This window comes from Acidovorax sp. JG5 (assembly GCF_017939685.1).
Classification (GTDB): Bacteria; Pseudomonadota; Gammaproteobacteria; order Burkholderiales; family Burkholderiaceae_C; genus Acidovorax.
Window position 1 is genome coordinate 145,902 of record NZ_JAGKSE010000007.1, and the last position, 21,150, is coordinate 167,051.

The 21,150-nt window shown below is 64.6% G+C and carries 19 protein-coding genes; 12 read left to right on the forward strand and 7 right to left on the reverse strand.

The annotated features are described in order from the left end of the window. The first annotated feature begins 55 nt into the window (after positions 1–55). Positions 56–496, forward strand: coding sequence for a CBS domain-containing protein (locus J8G26_RS10235; RefSeq protein ID WP_210568840.1), 441 nt, complete (start codon positions 56–58; stop codon positions 494–496). Positions 497–616: 120 nt separating this feature from the next. Next, entirely contained in the window at positions 617–712 is a 96-nt protein-coding gene (locus tag J8G26_RS10240) for a TauD/TfdA family dioxygenase (RefSeq protein ID WP_246881335.1), read from the forward strand. Here the strand turns inward: J8G26_RS10240 and J8G26_RS10245 are convergent. Beyond that, positions 709–1,734 (reverse strand): LacI family DNA-binding transcriptional regulator, encoded by a 1,026-nt coding sequence (locus J8G26_RS10245; RefSeq protein ID WP_087746830.1) that lies wholly within the window; start codon positions 1,732–1,734, stop codon positions 709–711. The two genes, J8G26_RS10240 and J8G26_RS10245, sit on opposite strands and share 4 nt — an antisense overlap. A gap of 169 nt (positions 1,735–1,903) precedes the next feature. Here J8G26_RS10245 and J8G26_RS10250 point away from each other — a divergent pair, with 169 nt between their 5' ends. From J8G26_RS10250 to J8G26_RS10265, 4 genes are read left to right on the forward strand one after another with little or no spacing between them, the layout of a single operon-like run. Beyond that, positions 1,904–2,440, forward strand: coding sequence for a gluconokinase, GntK/IdnK-type (locus tag J8G26_RS10250; protein WP_232476393.1), 537 nt, complete (start codon positions 1,904–1,906; stop codon positions 2,438–2,440). After that, positions 2,437–2,967 (forward strand): TRAP transporter small permease subunit, encoded by a 531-nt coding sequence (locus J8G26_RS10255; protein ID WP_087746828.1) that lies wholly within the window; start codon positions 2,437–2,439, stop codon positions 2,965–2,967. Before J8G26_RS10250 ends, J8G26_RS10255 begins: the two co-directional genes overlap by 4 nt. Positions 2,968–2,972: 5 nt before the next feature. Beyond that, entirely contained in the window at positions 2,973–4,268 is a 1,296-nt protein-coding gene (locus tag J8G26_RS10260) for a TRAP transporter large permease subunit (protein WP_232476392.1), read from the forward strand. Between the two features lie 55 nt (positions 4,269–4,323). Beyond that, the gene (locus tag J8G26_RS10265; RefSeq protein WP_087746825.1) at positions 4,324–5,337 is read left to right on the forward strand and encodes a TRAP transporter substrate-binding protein; all 1,014 of its coding nucleotides are present in this window, start codon (positions 4,324–4,326) and stop codon (positions 5,335–5,337) included. 233 nt (positions 5,338–5,570) lie between these two features. Here the strand turns inward: J8G26_RS10265 and J8G26_RS10270 are convergent, their stop codons facing one another. From J8G26_RS10270 to J8G26_RS10280, 3 genes are all read right to left on the reverse strand, one after another. Then, positions 5,571–6,383: an ABC transporter ATP-binding protein gene (locus J8G26_RS10270; protein WP_087748323.1), complete on the reverse strand. Its 813-nt coding sequence runs from the start codon at positions 6,381–6,383 to the stop codon at positions 5,571–5,573. 69 nt (positions 6,384–6,452) lie between these two features. After that, entirely contained in the window at positions 6,453–7,397 is a 945-nt protein-coding gene (gene ntrB / locus J8G26_RS10275) for a nitrate ABC transporter permease (protein WP_210568841.1), read from the reverse strand. Between the two features lie 16 nt (positions 7,398–7,413). Beyond that, on the reverse strand, positions 7,414–8,658 hold the full coding sequence (locus J8G26_RS10280) for a CmpA/NrtA family ABC transporter substrate-binding protein (protein ID WP_210568842.1): 1,245 nt from the start codon (positions 8,656–8,658) through the stop codon (positions 7,414–7,416). 570 nt (positions 8,659–9,228) lie between these two features. On the opposite strand from J8G26_RS10280, the gene J8G26_RS10285 reads away from it, so the two are divergent. Beyond that, complete coding sequence (locus J8G26_RS10285; RefSeq protein WP_087746819.1) at positions 9,229–10,014, forward strand: MetQ/NlpA family ABC transporter substrate-binding protein; 786 nt, start codon at positions 9,229–9,231, stop codon at positions 10,012–10,014. 117 nt (positions 10,015–10,131) lie between these two features. On the opposite strand, the gene J8G26_RS10290 is transcribed toward J8G26_RS10285, so the two are convergent. Then, the gene (locus J8G26_RS10290) at positions 10,132–10,758 is read right to left on the reverse strand and encodes an ANTAR domain-containing protein (protein WP_087746817.1); all 627 of its coding nucleotides are present in this window, start codon (positions 10,756–10,758) and stop codon (positions 10,132–10,134) included. Positions 10,759–10,915: 157 nt separating this feature from the next. On the opposite strand from J8G26_RS10290, the gene tsaD reads away from it, so the two are divergent. The 5 genes from tsaD to J8G26_RS10315 all read left to right on the forward strand — a co-directional run bounded on the left by tsaD (position 10,916) and on the right by J8G26_RS10315 (position 16,915). Next, positions 10,916–11,959, forward strand: a complete 1,044-nt coding sequence (gene tsaD / locus J8G26_RS10295; RefSeq protein ID WP_087746816.1) for a tRNA (adenosine(37)-N6)-threonylcarbamoyltransferase complex transferase subunit TsaD — start codon at positions 10,916–10,918, stop codon at positions 11,957–11,959. A gap of 156 nt (positions 11,960–12,115) precedes the next feature. Then, a complete protein-coding gene (locus tag J8G26_RS10300; protein WP_210568843.1) occupies positions 12,116–13,552 on the forward strand; it encodes an efflux transporter outer membrane subunit in 1,437 nt (478 codons plus the stop codon). A 50-nt stretch (positions 13,553–13,602) separates the two neighbouring features. Then, complete coding sequence (locus tag J8G26_RS10305) at positions 13,603–14,961, forward strand: efflux RND transporter periplasmic adaptor subunit (protein ID WP_210568844.1); 1,359 nt, start codon at positions 13,603–13,605, stop codon at positions 14,959–14,961. Then, the gene (locus J8G26_RS10310) at positions 14,958–15,710 is read left to right on the forward strand and encodes an ABC transporter ATP-binding protein (protein WP_210568845.1); all 753 of its coding nucleotides are present in this window, start codon (positions 14,958–14,960) and stop codon (positions 15,708–15,710) included. Before J8G26_RS10305 ends, J8G26_RS10310 begins: the two co-directional genes overlap by 4 nt. Next, entirely contained in the window at positions 15,710–16,915 is a 1,206-nt protein-coding gene (locus tag J8G26_RS10315; protein ID WP_210568846.1) for an ABC transporter permease, read from the forward strand. The genes J8G26_RS10310 and J8G26_RS10315 overlap by 1 nt, the downstream gene beginning before the upstream one ends. Before the next feature lie 27 nt (positions 16,916–16,942). On the opposite strand, the gene J8G26_RS10320 is transcribed toward J8G26_RS10315, so the two are convergent. Further along, entirely contained in the window at positions 16,943–19,477 is a 2,535-nt protein-coding gene (locus J8G26_RS10320; RefSeq protein WP_210568847.1) for a DEAD/DEAH box helicase family protein, read from the reverse strand. Next, positions 19,470–21,149 carry an Eco57I restriction-modification methylase domain-containing protein gene (locus tag J8G26_RS10325; protein ID WP_210568848.1) on the reverse strand — a complete coding sequence of 560 codons (1,680 nt, stop codon included), beginning with the start codon at positions 21,147–21,149 and terminating at the stop codon, positions 19,470–19,472. Before J8G26_RS10325 ends, J8G26_RS10320 begins: the two co-directional genes overlap by 8 nt. Between the last annotated feature and the right edge of the window lies 1 nt (position 21,150).

Sequence of the window (21,150 nt, forward strand, 5' to 3'; positions counted from 1 at the left end):
CAGGATGCGTTGAAACTCTTTCACGTCCGCCCACCATTTTTTATCGAGGCCCTTCATGACTGCCGTTGCTGAAATTCTCAAATCCAAGAACGACAACACCGTCCATGCCATCGCACCGGGAGGTTCGGTGCTGGATGCGCTGGAGCGCATGGCCGACAAGCACATCGGGGCCCTGCTGGTAATGGAGGGCGAAGCCATCGTGGGCATATTTACCGAGCGCGACTATGCCCGCAAGATTGCCCTGATGGGCCGCACCTCGGCGGTGACGCTGGTCAGCGATGTCATGACCGCCGAAGTGATGTATGTAAGCCCCACCCAGACCAGCCAGGAGTGCATGGCTCTCATGACCGAAAACCGCCTGCGCCATCTGCCCGTGGTCGATGGCGGCAAGCTGATGGGGCTGATCTCTATCGGCGATCTGGTCAAGGACATCATTTCCGAGCAGAAATTCATCATCGAGCAGCTGGAGCACTACATCACCGGCGGCGGGCGCTGAGGTCAATCCCCCCTGAGCCGCTTCGCGTCTTCCCCTCCCGGGGGGCGCCGCCAGTGCGGCGGGGCGGCCCTCGCACGGCGGCCGCTGGCTTTAGGCCGCGCCGGTATCGTGGCGCGGGTGATGTGCAGCGTTAAGAGCGTCTATGTGCACGAATGGCAGCCCGCAGACCTGGTGATCTGGGACAACCGCAGCACCTTGCACCGAGGCCGGCGCTAGGTACTCTCGCGTACCGTCAGCTCGAACCCCAGGTTCACCGAGTTGTGCTCGGGCGCCTCGCCGCGCATCAGCGCCAGCAGCATGCGCGCGCTGGCCTCGCCGATGGACGCGCGCGGTGTGCGCACGGTGGTCAGCGTGGGCAGCATCTGGTCGCTGCCCGCCAGGTCGTTGAAGCCCGCCACAGCCACCTGGCCCGGCACGGCAATGCGCAGGCGCTGCGCCGCCAGCAGGCCGCCCTGCGCCAGGTCGTCGTTGCAAAAGAAGATGGCGTTCACGTCGGGCCGGGTGCGCAGCAGCTGCTCGAACAGCTCGGCCCCCAGGCGGATGGAGGAGGGCTGGGCGCTGAGCAGTTCCAGGCGCGGGTCATACAGGCCTGCCTCTTTCAGGCAACGGCGGTAGCCCTCGGCGCGCTGCATGGTGCGCGGGTCCAGTTGCGCCGCCACAAAAGCCACGCGGCGGCGGCCGCGCTGCAGCAGGTGATCGGTGATGCGGTGACCCGCGTCCTGCTGCGAAAAGCCCACGCAGTACACGCCGGGCGCCGAAGTCATCTCCATCAGGTGCACGCAGGGCACACCGCTGGCGGCAATCATCTGCCGTGCGGATTCGGTGCGGTCGAAGCCTGTGACCAGCAGGCCAGCCGGGCGGTGCGCCAGGTAGGTGCGCAGCAACTGCTCCTCTTCATCGGGGTCGTAGTGGGTCACGCCGATCAGGGCCTGGTAGCCATGCGGGAACAAGGTGCGGTGCACGGCATCGAGGACGTCCACGAACAGCGCGTTGGATAGCAGCGGCACCAGCACCGGCACCTGCACACTGCGCTGCGAGGCCAGCGCGCGCGCAGCCGGGTCGGGCACATAACCCAGTTGCTCCACGGCAGCCTTCACGCGCTGCACCAGTTCGTCGGCCACCCCGCGCTCGCCGCGCAGCGCGCGCGAGGCGGTGATGGGGCTCACGCCGGCAGTTTCTGCCACATGGCTGAGCGTGACGCGGCCACTGGAGCGGCGCTTGGGTTCGGGTCTGGGCAAGGGTTTTCCCTTGGGTGGTTATGGTCTGATGGATTTAGGATAGCGCTGTCCAATAGCGAGGGCAAGGCCAGCACGCGAAGTTGTGTGGCCTTTCCTCCATGTGGCACCTGAATTTGCCCACCATCCCAGCGGGATGTTTTTTTGAGGTTTCTTGGATAGCGCTACCAATATGAGTTTTTTGCCCTTATCGCTGTCGTTACCGGTCTTTCTGGTTGTCATGGGCGTGGCCGGCTGCGGCAAGTCCAGCCTGGGCGTCGCCGTCGCCCACGCCCAGGGCCTGCCCCTGATCGAAGGGGACGACCACCACAGTGCCGCCAGCCGCGAGAAGATGAGCCAGGGCATTGCCTTGACCGACGCCGACCGCGATGGCTGGCTGGCCGCGCTCGGCCTGTTGCTGCAGAACCATCCCCAAGGCGCCGTGCTCACCTGTTCGGCCCTCAAGAAGGCTTATCGCGACCGCCTGCGCGCCGCCTGCCCTGGCGTACGCTTCGCCTTTCTTGAGATCGACCGGGTGCCTGCCGGCGAGCGCGTGGCGGCCCGGGTGAACACCCACTTCTTTTCCACCACGCTGGTGGACAGCCAGTTCGCCACGCTCGAGTCGCCCGTGGGCGAGCCCGGTGTGCTGCGCCTGGATGCGCTCCTTCCCATCCCCGCATTGCAAGCCCAGCTGTCCGCTTGGCTCGCCCACCAGGAAGTTACCCCATGAGTGCCGACACTTCCCTCAATGATCCCGGGCCTGGCCACAAGGTGCCCAGTCGTTTTGAAAAAGTGGCCCAGGTGCTGATGGCCAGCTGCCTGGGCGTGATGGCCGTGGCTGTCTTCGTCAACGTGGTACTGCGCTATGGCTTTGGCAGCGGCATCGCCGCCAGCGAGGAGCTGTCGCGCCTGCTGTTCGTCTGGATGGTGTTCATCGGCGCCGCTGCGGCATATCCCGCGGGCGAGCACATGGCCTTCACAAGCCTGGCCGGGCTGCTGGCGCGGCGGCCGCTGGCCTTCGGCCTGCTTACCGCGCTCATCCGCCTGCTGGTGATTGCCGCCTGCGTGATGCTGGCCTGGGGTGCCTGGCAGCAGGTGGTGGTGGGCCTGGGCAGCCATTCGGTGGTGCTTGGCTACTCGGCGGCGCTGCTGCCGCTGCCCGCCCTTTTGTGCGCGGCGGCCATCGCGGTGATGGCATTGATCGAATTGATTCAACGCGTGCCGCTGGACCTCGGTCACGGCGCGGAAGTGGAGTGATGGCCATGGATCCCGAAGCACAGGCATTCATTGTTTTTTCGCTGGGCATGCTGGTGTTCATGGGCACGGGCATGAACATGGGCCTGGCCCTGGTGCTCACCGGTGCCGGCATGGCCTGGGTGCTCGATTTCTTCGACACGCAGCTGCTGGCCCAGAACCTGGTGGCCGGGGTGGACAGCTTTCCGCTGCTTGCCGTGCCCTTCTTCATCCTGGCCGGCGAGCTCATGAACTCCGGCGGCATCAGCCGGCGCATCATCGACATGGCGCAGGCCTGGGTCGGCCACATCCGCGGTGGCCTGGGCTATGTGGCCATCGGTGCGGCCGTGCTCATGGCCAGCATGAGCGGCTCGGCCCTGGCCGACACGGCGGCGCTGGCCACCATCTTGCTGCCCATGATGCGCCAGCAGGGCTACCCGATGAACACCTCGGCCGGGCTGATCGCTTCGGGCGGCATCATTGCGCCCATCATCCCGCCGTCCATGCCCTTCGTGATCTACGGCGTGACGACCAATACCTCGATCTCGGCACTGTTCGTCTCGGGCATCGTGCCGGGGCTGATGATGGGGGCGGGCCTGATCTTCGCGTGGCGCTGGGTGCTGCGCGGCATCGACCTGCCGCCGAGCCGCGCACCGCTGCCCCTGCGCGAGCGCCTGCGCGCCACGGCCAAGGCCTTCTGGGCGCTGCTGATGCCGCTGATCATCATCGGCGGCATGAAGTCGGGCGTGTTCACGCCCACCGAGGCCGCCGTGGTCGCCGCCTTCTATGCGCTGGCCGTGGCCCTGTTCGTGCACCGCGAGATGCGGGTGCCCGAGATCTACGGCGTGCTGGTGCGCGCCGCCAAGACCACGGCCATCGTAATGTTCCTGTGCGCCGGCGCCCAGGTGGCCAGCTACATGATCACCCTGGCCGACCTGCCCACGGTGCTGACCGGCTGGCTCGGCCCGCTGGTGGAGAATCCGCGCCTGCTGATGGCCGTGATGATGATCGTGCTCGTGCTCATCGGCACGGCGCTGGACCTCACGCCCACCATCCTGATCTTCGCGCCGGTGATGCTGCCCATCGCCGTCAAGGCGGGGATCGACCCGGTGTACTTCGGCCTGATGTTCGTGCTCAACGGCGCCATCGGCCTCATCACTCCTCCCGTGGGCACCGTGCTCAACGTGGTGGCTGGCGTGGGCCGTATCTCGATGCACAGCGTCATCAAGGGCGTCAACCCTTTCCTGTTCACCTACGTGCTGATCCTGGCGCTGCTGGTGGTGTTTCCGCAGATCGTAACGGCACCGGTCCTCTGGATGCGGTGACAGCGTTGCGCCTTTCCTTTTCCGTGCCTTTCTTCCCTTGCCAATGGAGACAACCATGAAAACTTTCCGTCGTACCCTGCTGGCCGCCCTGTCGGTGGCCGCTGTTGCTGCCTCGTTCCAGGCTGCCGCCCAGGACTTCAAGCCGCGCATCATCCGCTTTGGCTATGGCCTCAACGAGGTCTCCAACCAGGGGCGCGCCACCAAGCTGTTCGCCCAAGAGGTCGAGAAGGCCTCGGGCGGCAAGATGAAGGTGCGCGCCATCGGTGCCGCCGCCCTGGGTTCGGACGTGCAGATGCAGCAGGCGCTGATCGGCGGCGCGCAGGAGATGATGGTGGGCTCCACCGCCACGCTGGTGGGCATCACCAAGGAAATGGCCATTTGGGACACGCCCTTCCTGTTCAACAATGCCAAGGAGGCCGATGTGGTGCTCGACGGCCCCGTGGGCCAGAAGGTCATGGACAAGCTGCAGGAAAAAGGCCTCGTGGGCCTGGTCTACTGGGAGAACGGCTTTCGCAACCTGACCAACAGCAAGCGCCCCGTGACCAAGCTGGAAGACATGAACGGCATCAAGCTGCGCGTGATGCAGAACAACGTGTTCCTGGACAGCTTCAAGACCCTGGGCGCGAATGCCGTGCCACTGCCGTTCTCGGAGCTGTTCACGGCGCTGGAAACCAACACGGTGGACGGTCAGGAGAACCCCTACAACACCATCCTGTCGAGCAAGTTCTATGAGGTGCAGAAGTACCTCACGGTCACCAACCACGTCTACGGCCCCTGGATCGTGCTGGTCAGCAAGAAATACTGGGATGGTCTCTCGAAGGCCGAACAGAAGGTGCTGCTCGATGCCGCCAAGAAGAGCCGCGAGTTCGAGCGCCAGGACACCCGTGAAGAGGCCAACAAGGCGCTGGCCGACTTGAAGGGCAAGGGCATGCAGGTCAACGAGCTGTCTGCTGCCGAAGCGGGCCGCATGCGCGACAAGCTTGCAGCCGTGAATGCCAGCATTGCCGCCAATGTGGGTGAAGACCTGTGGAAGGATGTGCAGGGCGCCGTGGCGGCGGCGCGCAAGTAAGCAAGCACTGCGGATATACCCGCAGCGCTAATGCGGGTGCAAGTCCCGCTGCGAGCTGGTCACAGTGAGCAAAGTGACCATCGCACACTTTGACGCACTGGGAGTGCCACGCCTGTCCTGACCTCAAACTCCTGAACCGCCCGGTGCGGACCCGCATGCCGGGTGGTGTGGCAGGGGGTGCCTCCGATCATGGAGGCACACTGTGCCGATGCCGCGCCTTGTAGCGTGGGAATTCAAGCCGCCTTTTCCACATGCCCTTGGCGCGTATACAAAAAGTCGATCACGGCCTTGCGGCAGTGCACGTAGCGCGGGTCTTCGGCCAGTGCCACGCGGTTGCGTGGGCGCGGCAGGTTGACCGCCAGCACCTCGCCAATGGTGGCGGCGGGGCCGTTGGTCATCATCACGATCTTGTCGGACAGCAGCACGGCCTCGTCCACATCGTGCGTCACCATCACCACCGTGCTCTGCGTGCGCGCCACGATCTCCAGCAACTCGTCTTGCAGCCGCGCGCGGGTGAGGGCGTCGAGCGCGCCAAAGGGCTCGTCCATCAGCAGCACCTGCGGCTGCATCGACAGCGCCCGCGCAATGCCCACGCGCTGCTTCATGCCGCCCGAGATCTCGCCAGGGCGCTTTTGCGCCGCGTGCGCAAGGCCCACCAGCGCCAGCGCCGCATCGGTGCGGGCCGCCAGCTGCGCCTTGCTTTCGGTTTTTCCGAACACGCGTTCCACCGCCAGATGCACGTTGTCAAAGCAGGTCAGCCAGGGCAGCAGCGAGTGGTTCTGGAACACCACGGCGCGCTCGGGCCCGGGGCCCTTGATCTCCTTGTTGGCGCACAGCAGGGCGCCGCTGGTGGGCGTGGTCAGCCCGGCGATCAGGTTCAGCAGGGTGGATTTGCCGCAGCCCGAGTGCCCGATGAGGGCCACGAACTCGCCCTTGGCGATCGAGAGGTGGATGTCCTTGAGCGCCGGGAACAGGCCCTTGGCGGTCTTGAAGGTCTGCTCGACGCCCTGGATCTCGATGAACTTGGTGGTGAGAGATGTATTCATGATGTTCTCCATTGCCGTTCGCCTTGAGCTTGTCGAAAGGCTTCGACAAGCTCAGCCCGAACGGCGTTGTCAGCTCTTGACTTCCTCGAACGTAAATGCCGTGGCCAGCTTGATGAGTGCATATTCAAGCACCAGCCCGACGATGCCAATCACGAAGATGGCGATGATGATGTTCTTGACGTTCAGGTTGTTCCACTCGTCCCACACCCAAAAGCCGATGCCCACGCCGCCGGTCAGCATCTCGGCGGCCACGATCACCAGCCAGGCCGTTCCCACGGCCAGGCGCACACCGGTCAGCATGTAGGGCAGCACGGCGGGGAACAAAATCTTGGTGGCGATCTTCCACTCGCTCAGGTTCAGCACGCGGGCCACGTTCATGTAGTCCTGGGGCACGCGCTGCACGCCCGTGGCGGTGTTGATGATCATGGGCCAGATCGAGCAGATGAAAATGGTCCAGATCGCCGCCGGGTTCGCGCCCTTGAACACCAACAAACCAATCGGCAGCCAGGCCAGCGGCGACACGGGGCGCAGCAGGCTGATGAGCGGGTTGAACATGCGTGACAGGAAGTTGAAGCGCCCGATCACAAAGCCCGCCGGAATGCCCACCACCGCGGCCAGCCCGAAGCCGATGGCTACGCGCTGCAGCGAGGCCAGCACGTTCCAGCCCACGCCCTGGTCGTTGGGGCCGTTGCTATAGAACGGGTTGCGGAACACTTCCAGCGCCTGCAGCCAGGTCTCGTGGGGGCCGGGAATGCTGTTGCCGGTGCTGGCCGACACCAGCGCCCACAGCCCCACCAGCAAGCCAAGGCCGCACAGTGGCGGCAGCACCGCCAGCCAGAAGCCACGCGAGCGGGCCGCCCAGTCACGCCCCGGCAGGGGGGCAGGCGGGGTCGCTGGTTTTAAGTGATTTTGGCCGCTAGCGCTTGCTGGTTGTGCGCTGGTAGCTATATTTATAATAGCATCATGCGGGGCTGGCGTGGGCTCCAGCGGGGAGTGGAATACGGCGCTGACCATGGTGGTCTCCTATTGCTCAGGCTTTGATCTTGAAACCGTCGGCGTACTTGGCGGGGTCCTTGCCGTCCCACACCACGCCGTCGATCAGCTTGCTGGTGCGCAGCACATCCTTGGGCACGTTCACCTTGAGGGCGCTGGCCACCGATTTGTAAAGCTCTACCTGGTTCACCTGCTTGGCCACGGCCAGGTAGTCGGGGTGGCTCTTGAGCAGGCCCCAGCGCTTGTGCTGGGTGAGGAACCACATGCCGTCCGACAGATAGGGAAAGTTCACCGCACCGTCGTTGAAGAACTTCATGTGGTTGGGGTCGTCCCAGGTCTTGCCCATGCCGTTCTGGTAGCGGCCCAGGATGCGTTGGTTGATCGCGTCCACGCCCGTGTTCACATAGGCCTTGCCGGCAATCGTCTCGGCCATTTTCATTTTGTTGGACAGGCTGGCGTCGATCCACTGGCTGGCTTCGAGCACCGCCATCATCACGGCGCGCGTGGTGTTGGGGTTCTTTTTGACGAACTCGGCCGTGGTGCCCAGCACCTTCTCGGGGTGGTCCTTCCAGATGTCCTGCGTGGTGTTGGCCGTGATGCCGATGCCGTCCATGATGGCGCGGTGGTTCCAGGGCTCGCCCACGCAAAAACCGTCCATGTTGCCCACGCGCATGTTGGCCACCATCTGCGGCGGCGGCACGGTAATCAGCTTGGCGCCCGACAGCGGGTTGATGCCCGCCGCCGCCAGCCAGTAGTGCATCCACATCGCGTGCGTGCCGGTGGGGAAGGTGCCGGCAAAGGTGTATTCGCGCTTTTCCTTGGCCATCAGCGCCGCCAGCGACGGGCCGTCCACCGCGCCCTTGTCGGCCAAGGCCTTGGACAGCGTGATGGCCTGGCCGTTGTGGTTCAGGTTCATCAGCACCGCCATGTCTTTCTTGGGGCCGGCCGTGCCCAGGTGCACGCCATACACCAGGCCATACAGCACATGGGCAAAGTCCAACTCGCCGTTCACCAGCTTGTCGCGCACGCCGGCCCAGCTGGCCTCTTTGGTGGGAATGATGGTCACGCCGTACTTCTTGTCAAAGCCCAGCACCGAGGCCATCACCACGCTGGCGCAGTCGGTCAGCGGGATGAAGCCGATCTTCACTTCCTTTTTTTCCGGGGCGTCCGAGCCCTGGGCGTGGACGAGCGCACGCAGCGCGGGGCTGATGCCTACCGCACCCACGGTGGCGGCTTGCAGCACGGTGCGGCGGTTGAGGCTGGTTTTCAACAGATCGGTCATGGGGCTTCCCTTGGGCGTGGCAAAACAAAAAAGGCGTCCTCACACCGCGCCGGCTGCATGGGGCAGCGGTGCGCGGGTGGGGACGCCTTTGTCCGGGTTCTGACCACATCCGCCCGCCGTTGGGCGGAGTGGCCAATGCAGACCTGTGAGGGTCTGACCCTGTCAATGCAAGCCCTGTGCCAGCTTGCGGAAATTGTGTTTGCTATTTATTTAGGAGCTGTATGCGTAATAAATACGGGCGCTTTACAGCTATTTGATGCAGAAATCCTGTGAACGCCAGCGCACCGCTGTTGTGCGATGCACCATCAGGGCGCGGGAAAGTCGCTGTGTTGTGAGGCGAGCGCGGCGGCAGACAGAAACAGAAACGGCAAAAACCACAGCGCACCGTTGCGCCCAGTGAGTGCAAACGACAGTGATTTCAGAGAATTGCATATAAAACACTATTTTTATATCAACAATTAGCTAAAGAGTCATCTTCAGATCGTTTTCGTCGTTACACTTGCCGCCAAGCGTCAGGGTTATCCCGCATTTTTGACCCTGCCGTGCCTTCATTCATCGAAAGAGCCTGTCATGTTGAAAAAGACCCTGTCCGCACTCGCCCTCGCAGTCTTGGCCGTCAGCACCCATGCAGCCGACGTGCTGAAAGTGGCCGCAACGGCCGTGCCCCATGCCGAAATCCTGAACTTTGTGAAGCCCCAGCTCAAGGCCCAGGGCGTGGATCTGCAGGTCAAGGAGTTCAGCGACTACATTCAGCCCAACGCGGCGGTCGAAGACAAGCAGCTGGACGCCAACTTCTTCCAGCACCAGCCCTACCTGGACAGCTACAACAAGGACCGCAAGAGCAGCCTGGTGCAGGTGCCCAATGGCAAGGTGCATGTGGAGCCCTTCGGCGCTTACTCCAGCAAGATCAAGAACGTGAAGGACCTGAAGGATGGCGCCACGGTGGCGATTCCGAACGACCCCTCCAACGGTGGCCGCGCGCTGATCTTGCTGGCCAAGCAAGGGCTGATCGAGCTCAAGGACCCCAAGAGCCTCACGCCCACGCCCCTGGACGTGGCCAAGAACCCCAAGAAGCTGAAGTTCAAGGAACTTGAGGCGCCCCTGCTGCCCCGTGCACTGGCCGATGTGGATCTGGCCCTGATCAACACCAACTACGCCATCGAAGCCAAGCTCAACCCCACCAAGGATGCGCTGTTCATCGAAGGCGCAGATTCGCCCTACACCAACATCGTTGCGGCCCGCGCGGACCGTGCCAACGACGCCAACATCGCCAAGCTGATCAAGGCCTTGCACACGCCGGAAGTGAAGAAGTTCATCCAGGACAAGTACAAGGGGGCCGTGGTTCCTGCGTTCTGAGTGCCCCTCGGCCTCGTTGCATACCATCCAAAACGCTGCTTTCGGGCAGCGTTTTTTTGTCAGGACGGATGCCTGTTCAATCCGCTGGGTCGGCCAACGCGCCCATGGGCCCACGCCTCAACCCAGCAAGTCCATCACATCCAGCATGCGCTGCGCCACATCGACCAGCTTGAGGCCCTTGTCCATGGCGGTCTTGCGCAGTTTTTCGTAGGCGGCCTGTTCGCTCAGCCCCTGGCGCTGCATGAGCAGGCCCTTGGCGCGGTCGATGGTCTTGCGGTCTTTGAGCTCTGTGCGCGCGTCGGCCAGTTCGGTGCGCAGGGCCTGTTCGTGCTGAAAGCGCGCCATGGCCACATCCAGGATGGGGCGGATGCGCTGGGGCGCCAGCCCTGCCACGATGTAGGCAGACACGCCCGCAGCCACGGCGTCCTTTACATGCGTGGTGTCTTCATCGTTGGTGAACATGACGATGGGGCGGCGGGCGTCGCGCGTGGCCATCACCACATGTTCCAGCGCGTCGCGGGCCTCGCTTTCTGCGTCCACGATGATCAGGTCGGGCTGCAGCTGGGCCAGCCGCTCGCTCAAAAAAACATCGGCCGGCAGCGTGGCGATGAGGTTGAAATTGTTTTCCAGCAGGCCAATGCGCAGCGCCCGCGAGCGCTCGGCCTGGGTGGCGGCGTGTTCGTCGTCGGGGTCGGCAATGGCCAGGTCGGGGGCCACCACCACAATGCGCAGGGCGTCGGTCATACCAGATGGTAAGCAAAATTTACGCCACAAGTTGGTGCGCCGGGATGGTGCACAGCGCTGGTGCGGGCGGTGAATCTGGTGGTCGCCACGCCGGGCGTTGCGCCCGCATTCAGGCTGCAGGCGTGGCCGCGATGGCCCCGGGTTTTACACTTGGGGCATGAGCTTGCTGATCCTGGGTATTGAATCTTCGTGCGATGAAACCGGCGTGGCGCTGGTCCGCTCTACGGGCGGGGTGGCTGTGCCCGCCTTGCTGGCGCATGCCTTGCACAGCCAGATCGAGATGCACCAGGCCTATGGCGGCGTGGTGCCCGAGCTGGCCAGCCGCGACCATATCCGTCGCGTGCTGCCGCTCACCGAGGCCGTCATGGCTGAAGCGGGCCAGCGCCTTGCCGATGTGGACGTGGTGGCCTACACCCGGGGGCCGGGCCTGGCGGGTGCGCTGTTGGTGGGCGCGGGTGTGGCTTGCGCGCTGGGTGCGGCACTGGGCAAGCCGGTGCTGGGCGTGCACCACCTTGAAGGGCATTTGCTGTCGCCGTTTTTAAGTGCCGACCCGCCGGAGTTCCCCTTCGTCGCCTTGCTGGTGTCGGGCGGCCACACCCAGCTGATGCGGGTGGACGGCGTGGGCCGCTACGAACTGCTGGGCGAAACCATCGACGATGCGGCGGGCGAGGCGTTTGACAAGTCGGCCAAGCTGATGGGCCTGGGCTACCCGGGCGGGCCGGCCCTGTCGCGCCTGGCCGAGCAGGGCGACGCCACGGCCTTCAAGCTGCCGCGCCCGCTGCTGCACAGCGGCAACCTCGATTTTTCGTTTGCAGGCCTCAAGACCGCCGTGCTGACGCAGGCCAAAAAACTCGGCGATGCGCTGGAGGCGCGCAAAGCCGATTTGGCCGCGAGCACCGAGGCAGCGATTGTGGAGGTGCTGGTCAAGAAGACGCTGGCCGCGCTCAGGCAGACGGGCCTGCAGCGCGTGGTGGTGGCTGGTGGCGTGGGTGCCAACCGCCATTTGCGCGCCCAGCTCAATGCCGCCTGCGCGCAGAACAAGGTGCGTGTGCATTACCCCGAACTGCATTTGTGCACCGACAACGGCGCCATGATTGCCATGGCAGCGGCCATGCGGCTGCAGGCCGGCCAGCAGCAGGCCAACCGCGACTATGCGTTTGACGTCAAGCCCCGCTGGCCACTCGACGCGCTGGCGTCCTGAGTTGCGGGGGCGTTGAACAGCGCCGCCCGGCCCCAACGCTTGGGTGCCATGTGCGCGGCAATGTGCGGCAGCTTTACGCGGGCTTCACTTTTCTGTATCGGGCAGGACATGACCGCACCGCACAATGGGGCATGCCATGTACACCGCCTCTTTCCCATGAATGACTGTTCTCTTGCCGCCGCAGGGCACCCTGCGCCGCGCGCGCGCTTTCGTCTGACTGCTTTTGCCGGGCTTTGGGTGCTGACGCCGGCCGTGGCGCTGCTGGCCGGTTGTGCCAGCCTGGTGCCGCCCGACGGCAGCCTGCCGCAAACCCCGGTTCCGGCAGCCTGGTCCGCGCCAACGCCAGCGGGCGTGCCCGCCACGTCGCTGGCGCAATGGTGGCAGCGGTTCAACGACCCGCAGCTCACGCGGCTGCTCACCCAGGCCCTGCAGGCCAACACCAGCCTGCGCAGCGCGCAAGCCGCCTTGCAGCAGGCGCGCGCACAGGTGGATGTGCAGGCCGCCGGCCTGCTGCCCAGCGTGGGGGCTTCGGCGTCGGCGCAGCGCAGCCGGGCATCGAACAGCACCGGCAACAGTTTTCAGGCGGGCTTTGATGCCAGCTGGGAGCCCGATGTGTTTGGCCGCCTGCGCAGTGGCGTGAATGCCAGCCAGGCCGATGCCCAGGCCGCCGAGGCCAGCCTGGCCGACGTGCAGGTGTCGCTGGCCGCCGAAACGGCCGTCAACTACATCGAGCTGCGGGGCCTGCAGCAGCGGCTGGCCATTGCGCGCAGCAATCTGGCCAGCCAGCAGGAAACCTTGCAGATCACCCAGTGGCGGCTGCAGGCCGGGCTGACCACCTCGCTGGTGGCCGAGCAGGCCCGCGCGGCGGCCGAGCAGACGGCCGCGCAGATTCCGGCGCTCGAATCCAGCCTGGCCCAGTCGCGCCACAGCCTGGCTGTGCTCACCGGGCAGGCCCCGCTGGCGCTGGATGCGCAGCTGGCCGACGCGGTTGCCGTGCCGCAACCCGCGCAAGACCTGGCGCTGGCCATTCCTGCCGAAACCCTGCGCCAGCGGCCCGATGTGCGCGCGGCCGAGCAGCGCATTGCCGCTGCGCTGGCCCGGGTGTCGCAGGCCGATGCCGCGCGCTACCCCGACTTCAGTATCTCGGGCTCGCTGGGCCTGCGCGCCCTCACGCTGGGCGCCCTCACCAATGGCGGCTCGGTTGCCAGCGCCTTGCTGGCGAGCGTGTCGATGCCGGTGTTCGATGGCGGCGCGGCGCGCGCCCAGGTGCGCGTGCAGGAGGCGGCACTGGCGCAGGCTCGTGTGGCCTACGAGGCCTCGGTGCTCACGGCGCTCAAGGATGTGGAAGACGCCCTGGTGGCCCTGCGCGGTGATCGCGAGCGCCTGGTGCGGCTGCAGGCGGCGGCCGATGCCGCCGGTAATGCGGCCTTGCTGGCGCAGCAGCGCTACAGCAGCGGTCTGATTGATTTTCAGTCGGTGCTGGAAACCCAGCGCACGCTGCTGTCCACCCAGGACAGCGTGGCCACCACCGTGGCCAGCGTTTCTGCCGACCATGTGCGGCTGTACAAGGCGCTGGGCGGCGGATGGCAATAGCCCGTGCCCGCCACCCCGAACGCCCCTAACCACCTCCGAATCCGATGTCCATGACTTCTCCTGAAAAAAACACCCCTCCCGCCAGCCCGTCCACCACCGCCGCTGACCTGCAAGCGCTGATCGGTGGTGGCAAGCCGCGCCGCTGGTGGCAGCGCTCGACCCTGTGGCTGGGCGTGGCGGCGCTGGCGCTGGCGGGCGGCGGCATTTATTACTGGCAAAGCCAGCAGCGCGCCAGCGCAGCCCCGGTGTATGTGACCGAGGAGGTGCGCCGGGGCAACCTGACGCTCAACGTGTCGGCCAACGGCACCTTGCAGCCCACGCGGGCGGTCACCATTGGCAGCGAGCTGTCGGGCACGGTCAAAAATGTGCTGGCGGACGTGAACGACAAGGTCAAAAAGGGCCAGGTGCTGGTCGAACTCGACACCGCCAAGCTCGATGCGCAGGTGCTGCGCTCGCGCGCCTCGCTGGCGGCCGCGCAGGCCAAGCTGGCACAGGCGGTGGCTACCACCAAAGAGGCACTCGCCGCCTTGGGGCGGCTGGAAGAAGTGGCGCGGCTGTCGGGCGGCAAGGTGCCGTCGGCCGCCGAGCTGGACAGCGGCCGGGCCACGCTCGACCGCGCCCGGGCCGACGAAGCCAGTGCCCGTGCCTCGGTGGACGACGCCCGCGCGGCGCTGTCCACTGATGTCACCAACCTCTCCAAGGCCTCGATCCGCTCGCCGATTGACGGCGTGGTGCTGACCCGGTCGGTCGAGCCCGGCAACGCCGTGGCCGCGTCGCTGCAGGCCGTGACGCTGTTCACGCTGGCCGAAGACCTCACGCGGCTGCGGCTGGATGTGAGCGTGGACGAGGCCGACGTGGGCTCGGTCAAACTCGACCAGAAGGCCAGTTTCACGGTCAGCGCCTATCCCACGCGCCGATATCCGGCCAAGGTCACGCGGGTGTCGTTTGGCTCCACCAAGACCGACAACGTGGTCACCTACATCACCTGGCTGGAGGTGGACAACTCCGACCTGAGCCTGCGCCCCGGCATGACGGCGGCGGCCACCATCACCTCCACCGAGCGCAACGATGTGCTGCTGGTGCCCAACACGGCGCTGCGTTTTACCCCGGCCATTGCTTCAGGTGGCACGGCCGGGGCGGCGGCGAAGCCGGCGTCGTCGGGCGGCATCCTGTCGCAGCTGATGCCGCGCATGCCGCGCTCGGGCACGCGCCGGGCGGGCGGCAGCGGCGATGCGGCCGACAGCGCGGGCCGTGCGCGCCAGGTGTGGGTGCTCAAGGACGGCGCTGCGCACGCCGTGACGGTGCAGGTGGGCATCAGCGATGGCCGGCGCACCGAGGTCAGCGGCGACGGTCTGGCCGAGGGCATGGCCGTCATCACCGACCAGCGCTCCGCCGGGGCGGCACCATGAGCGATGCACCACCCCTCATCCGCCTGCGCGGCGTGACCAAGGTGTATGGCGAGGGCGCGCTGGCGTTTCAGGCGCTCAAGGGCGTGGATCTGGACATCACGCAGGGCGACTTCGTGGCCATCATGGGCCCCAGCGGTTCTGGCAAATCGACCGCCATGAACACCCTGGGCTGCCTGGACCGGCCGACCACGGGCGAATATCTTTTTAAGGGCGTGCATGTGGAGTCGCTCTCGCGCGACGAGCGCGCGCGCCTGCGCCGGCAATACTTTGGCTTTGTGTTTCAGGGCTTCAACCTGCTGGCACGCACCTCGGCGCAGGAAAACGTCGAGCTGCCCCTGCTGTACCGGGGCGAATCAGCCAGCGCGCGCCACGCCGCTGCGGCCCGCGCGCTCGATGCCGTGGGCCTCAAGGGCTGGGAGCACCACACACCGTCCGAGCTATCGGGCGGCCAGCAGCAGCGCGTGGCCATTGCGCGCGCCATCGTCACCCAGCCGGCCGTGCTGCTGGCCGACGAGCCCACCGGCAATCTCGACACCCAGCGCAGCCAGGAAATCATGGAGCTTTTGTGGCGGCTCAATGCCGATCAGGGCATCACCGTGCTGATGGTCACCCACGAACCCGACATGGCCGCCTATGCGCGGCGCATCGTGCGCTTTGTCGATGGCAAGGTGGACAGCGACGCGCCCAACCCGCACCCCGTGGGCTTGCGCGCTGCGGTGCCTGCCATTCCCGTGCCCGAGGTTTCGTAATGCTTTTGAACACCCTCTTGCTCGCGCTGCGTTCGATCCGGCGCAACCTGATGCGCTCGTTTCTCACCATCCTGGGCATCGTGATCGGGGTCAGCGCTGTTATCACCATGGTCACGCTGGGCAACGGCGCCACCATGGCGGTGCAAAACCAGATCTCGGGCCTGGGCACCAACCTGCTGCAGGTGCGCCCCGGCCAGCGCATGGGCCCGGGCGGCGGCTCGGGCGCGCCGGCCTTCAAGGACACCGACGCCGACACCATCGCCCAGCAGATCGGCGGCATTCTGGCCGTGGCTCCCGAGGCGCGGGCCAGCGCCACCGTGGTGGCCGGGGGACGCAACTGGACCACCAGCATCATCGGCAGCACCAATGCCTGGCTGCAGACGGGCAACTGGGCCGTGCGCACCGGGCGGGTGTTCTCGGATGCCGAGCTGCGCGCCGGCGCCGCCGTGTGCCTGATTGGCGAAACCGTGCGCCGCGAGCTCTATGGCACGGGCGATGCCGTGGGCGAGCAGCTGCGCGTGAAGGCGTTTTCGTGCGAGGTGGTGGGCGTGCTGGCTTCCAAGGGGCAGGGCGCCTTTGGCAACGACCAGGACGACACCGTGCTGGTGCCGCTGCGCACGCTGCAGCGCCGCGTGACCGGCAACACCCGCGTCAACACGCTGCTGGTCTCGATGCAGGACGGCAGCGACCCCGAGCGGGTGAAGGCCAGCCTGACCCAGCTGCTGCGCGAGCTGCGCAAGCTCGCCGACACCGACGAAGACAATTTCAACGTGCTCGACACCAAGCAGCTGGCCGACACGCTTTCGGGCACCACCAAGGTCATGACCATGCTGCTGGGCGCGGTGGCGGCGGTGAGCCTGCTGGTGGGTGGCATCGGCATCATGAACATCATGCTGGTCAGCGTGACCGAGCGCACGCGCGAGATCGGCCTGCGCCTGGCCATTGGCGCCCTGGAGCGCGAGGTGCTGCTGCAGTTCCTGATCGAGGCTGTGGTGCTGGCCGCCCTGGGCGGGTTGATTGGCATCGTGCTGGCCACGGGGGCATCCATCGGCCTGTCGGCCCTGATGGATGTGCCCTACCTCTTCAACCCGGGCGTCAACCTCCTGTCGTTCGTGTTCTCGGCCGGGATCGGGGTGGTGTTTGGCTATTTTCCGGCGCGGCGCGCGGCGCGGATGGACCCGATTGATGCCCTGCGGCATGAGTGAAAATTGCCAGCACATGCAGCTTCTGCGTCAGTCTTTCGCCACCACGGTGTCATACAGCCCGTAGTGGGTCAGTCCATCGTGGCTCTCGATGCCGGTGTAACGCAGGGAAGCATCTTCATAGCGCCGAAACGCGAACACCGCCTGGTTCATCTGCTCGGTGTTGAACACCTTGAGGCGCACCAGCAGGTGAAAGTCCTGCACCGTCAGGCCAGTTACCGTCAGGAACAGTTCTGGCTCCAGCTTGGTGATGACGTCCTGCAAGGTGTTCTCCCGAAAATCCGTCAGGTACATGAACGCCGGGATGCGCGTCGCAAACTTGATCAGCTTTTCTTGCACCAGTTTGCGTTTGGACTTGTATTCCTTTTCTTCTGCCGAAAGCTCTTTCTTCTCTTGCGCTGATAGCTCGCTCTCTTTGGCCTTCTTCTTGAGGTCTTTGACGTTCTCGCTCTTGTTGATGATGGTCTCGATGACCTTGTCGCCCAGCGCGCGCCAGCCCTCGATGCGCTCCACCGCTGCCATTGCCTCGGGGCTGTCCAAGATGCGGCGCAGCGTGCCGTTGTCCACGTTCACCAGCAGCGCGCTTTCCCACTTGCGCGCCAGCAGCGTGGCCGAGGTGCCCGCCATGGCGATGTCGAGAATGCCGCCCGCGTCAATCTGCGTCATGTTGGCGCCATCAAACGCCAGCACCGGCAGAAAGGCCACCAAATCGCGCACCGCGTTTTCGGGGTTGGACTCGCCCGGCGACAGCCCAATGCCGTATTCCGACAACTGGCGCAGCGCGCGCGTGGGCGCAAAGTCAAACACAAAGCACACCGGCTTGAGAATTTCCTCCTCGTTCGGGTTGTCGCCGTTGGGATTCTTGATAGACCACGGCGACTGCACCCGAAACGCCGCCTGAAAATAGCTCTCGGGCGATTTCAGATTGCGTAGCATCAGGATGGACGACCACTGCGCCACCGTCACGCCTGTGGTGAGCTTGCCGCACGACAGCGTGATGGTCTGGCTGTCAAACCCGCTGCCAATGGCCTTGCGCACCGGTGGCAACGCCGCCAGCCCAATACCCGCCGCGCTGCCTGCGGCCACTATGACGTGGTAGCCGTGCCAAAACGTGTTGTGCCGCTCGGCCAGCAGGTTTGCCATAGCGTGGCAAGCCGCCACATCGGGCAAATACCAGAACGAATGCTGCAAATATGGCAGCAGCCGCACATCCGAATACGGAAACGGTGGCCGCGTGCCCGCTTTGAGCAGCTCGGCAGACTGGGCCAGGTTGCCGCCCCGAACGATGTCCAGCCATTTCTGCACATCGCCCTTGTGCTTGAACTGCGCCCCGGCCCCGCTGCCGCTGGCCTCAAAAAACGCATTCAGATCGAACTCGTCAAACTCGCCGCCGCTGGCCACCGCCAGCAACTCGTCGGGCATTTGGTAGGTCAGCAGGCGCATCTGCGGCAAGGCGCCATACGGGTTGCGCTGGCCGGGGTGCGCTGCGGCAAATGCTGCTTTGGCGCGCTGCTCGTCGGTGTAGGTCCAGTTGAAGATTTGCTCCTCAATGAACTCGCCCGTGGCCAGCGCCTTGAACGGCGTGCCCGACAGGTACAAATAAGCCCGCGTGGTGATGGGCAGAAAGTCGGTCTCCAGCGTGGCGCGCATGCCCAGCTCTTCGTTCACCTGCTCCAGCGCGCCCTCCAGCTCTTTTTCTTTTTTTACGGTCGCGTCGTCTTCGCCCTCGAACAGCTCTTTGGCCGTGTCGCGCCAGGCCCCAAAGTGGTATTCGTCAAACACCACCAAATCCCAGTTCACCGCGTGCAGCCACTCGTTGCGTGCTTTGATGTTGCCCGCCGCATCGCGCCCCAACAGGTCTTGGAACGAGCCGAAATACACCACCGGCTTGGCACGGTCGATCTGCGTCGGGTCGCTGCCCGAGTTGCGCGAAAGGTATTGCCAGCCCGCAAAGTCCACATGGTTTTCCAGGTCGGTCTGCCACGCGTCTTCGACTGCCGGTTTGAAGGTCAGCACCAGCACGCGCCGGGCTTGCAGCTTCTTCGCCAGTTGGTAGGCGGCGAAGGTTTTGCCAAAGCGCATCTTGGCGTTCCACAAAAAACGCGGCGCGGCATTCTGGTTCTCTGTCCAGATCGACTGGTAGTAGTCGAAGGTCTTGTCCACCGCCTCGGCCTGCTCGCGGCGCATCGGAAAAGTTTCGTGGTGCGTGCCGCCCAAGCGCTGGCCAGTGCGCAGCTCGGCCAGCACGGTTTTGACATCGGCCAGCGTGCAGCGCACCCACTCCAGCCGGGTGTTTTCAAAGCTCTTGCGGGCCAGTGCGGCGCGCACTTCGTGGTCAGAAAACAGGGTGCCATCGTCGCGCTCTGCCGGTTCGTCCAGTTCGATGCAGAAGTTCTGAATGGCAGCGGTTTTGAGCTGTTCGGCCACGCGCTGGCGCACATTGCGCGTGGTCTGGCCCACCTTGAGCTGGCCGTGGTGCGCGGCATCGGCAATCGAATAGGCGTAGATGCGCGGGCGGGCGTCGGGTTTGGGCGGGAGGACTTCGTCGATGGTGGGTTTATTCATCGTCACTTTCGTCCACTTTGACATCACCCAGCAAATCACTGCTCAGATCCATCGGGCGCACGACTTTTTCAATAAACTCGATTTCGTGCGGTGCAATGCCGTATTTGGCGTAGAGGTCTTCGTCCGTCCAGCGTTTCGTCCAGTCTTGCGTGGGCACGAAGGTGTAAACCTTGCGCGTGGTGTCTTGCGATGGTTTGTGCAGAAGAATCAACAGGCGCGTCAGTCGGCAAGTGAGATAGGACAGGGCACTTTCCGCCTCAGTTTGGGTGTCAAACGGGCCAATGCACAAATAGGTTTCAGAGCAAATGCTGCCCGGCTCGCCAATGAACGGTGTGCTCAGAATGCGGTGCGGGTAGGTATCACGGTTGCCGGTGCCCGGGGCGGCACGGCCCACGTAAATCTTCCATTTGTCGATGAGTTCGGTGTTGGCAGTAATCGAGTCTCTGGCGACGTAACCCGTCCCGCCGTTCTGGAAGATGAGCAAATCACCTGCCTTTTTTATCGCTCTTCCCTTGAAAGTTGTTTCGAGTGCAAACGGTTTTCTGGAGCTGACCAGCAGATCAAAACGCTTGCTTTCAGGCAGTTTCAGTGCATGCTCTGACTGACTGACTGACTGACTGACTGACTGCTCAGCAGCCATTACCTTCTTCAAAATTGACAGTCCTTCATTGAAGCGGATGAAAATGTCGGCCCCGTTTTCCATCAGCGGACGGGTGGCGGTGGAAATGGGCCAGTCCTTGAAATGGGTGTTCACGTCGCAAAGGCCGGGGTGGTCGCGGTTCCAGAGGAAATAGCAAACCCCGCCCTTGAGGCCAACCCCGGGAAAAACATCCGACGCGCTGAGAAAGTCATCAATCGAGCGCAAGCGATCGTCGGCAAGCATCGACTCCCGGAACTCATCCAGGCCCTTGCCGCCAGCAAACCAGCGCGCTGGAATCACCATCGACAAATAACGCGGCTCCAGCTTTTTTGCCTGTTCCACGAACAATTGGTAAATCGGCGCGGCGCTGGTGCCATAGCCACCATCGTTCAGTTGGTACGGCGGGTTGCCAATGATTACGTCGAACTGCATGTGTGCTCCAAACAACTCGGCCATCCGAGTCTTGATGTGGTCGGTATGAATGAATGCGTAGGCGTGGGTTTCCAAGCCCTCGCCACGGTCCAGCGCCGTCTGGCTGGCACCGCAAAACGTGCATTTGCCGTTGGCCCAGCGGTGCTCCGTCCGCTCAAACCAGATATTGCCCGCCTCGCTGGTAAAGCCTTGGGCAATCGAATGCGTGCCGTTGGCGTATTTAGAGCAATACACGCTGCGCCGCGCCAGCAAGCTGGTCAGGCGTGTGATGCCGATGCCAAACACCTGCTGCGTCAGGATGTGGTTCACGCGCGTTGGCAGGTCTGGGATGGCTTGCGCCAGCCCCACGGTCAGGCGGCTGGTGATCTCGCGCAAAAACACGCCCGATTTGGTGAAGGGGTCCAAAAAGCGCACGGTTTTGTCCGCCCACAGGCTGGCGCCGCAGTGGTCTGCGGCCCAGGCCTCGGCCAGCAAGTCCAGCATGCGGCCTGCCAGTTCGGGTGGGGTGAACACTTCGTCGTTGGACAGGTTGGCAATGCAGGTCAGCACATCGGGGTTGCGGCCATGCAGGGCGAAGGGGGCTTGCAAAGTGATGCTCATG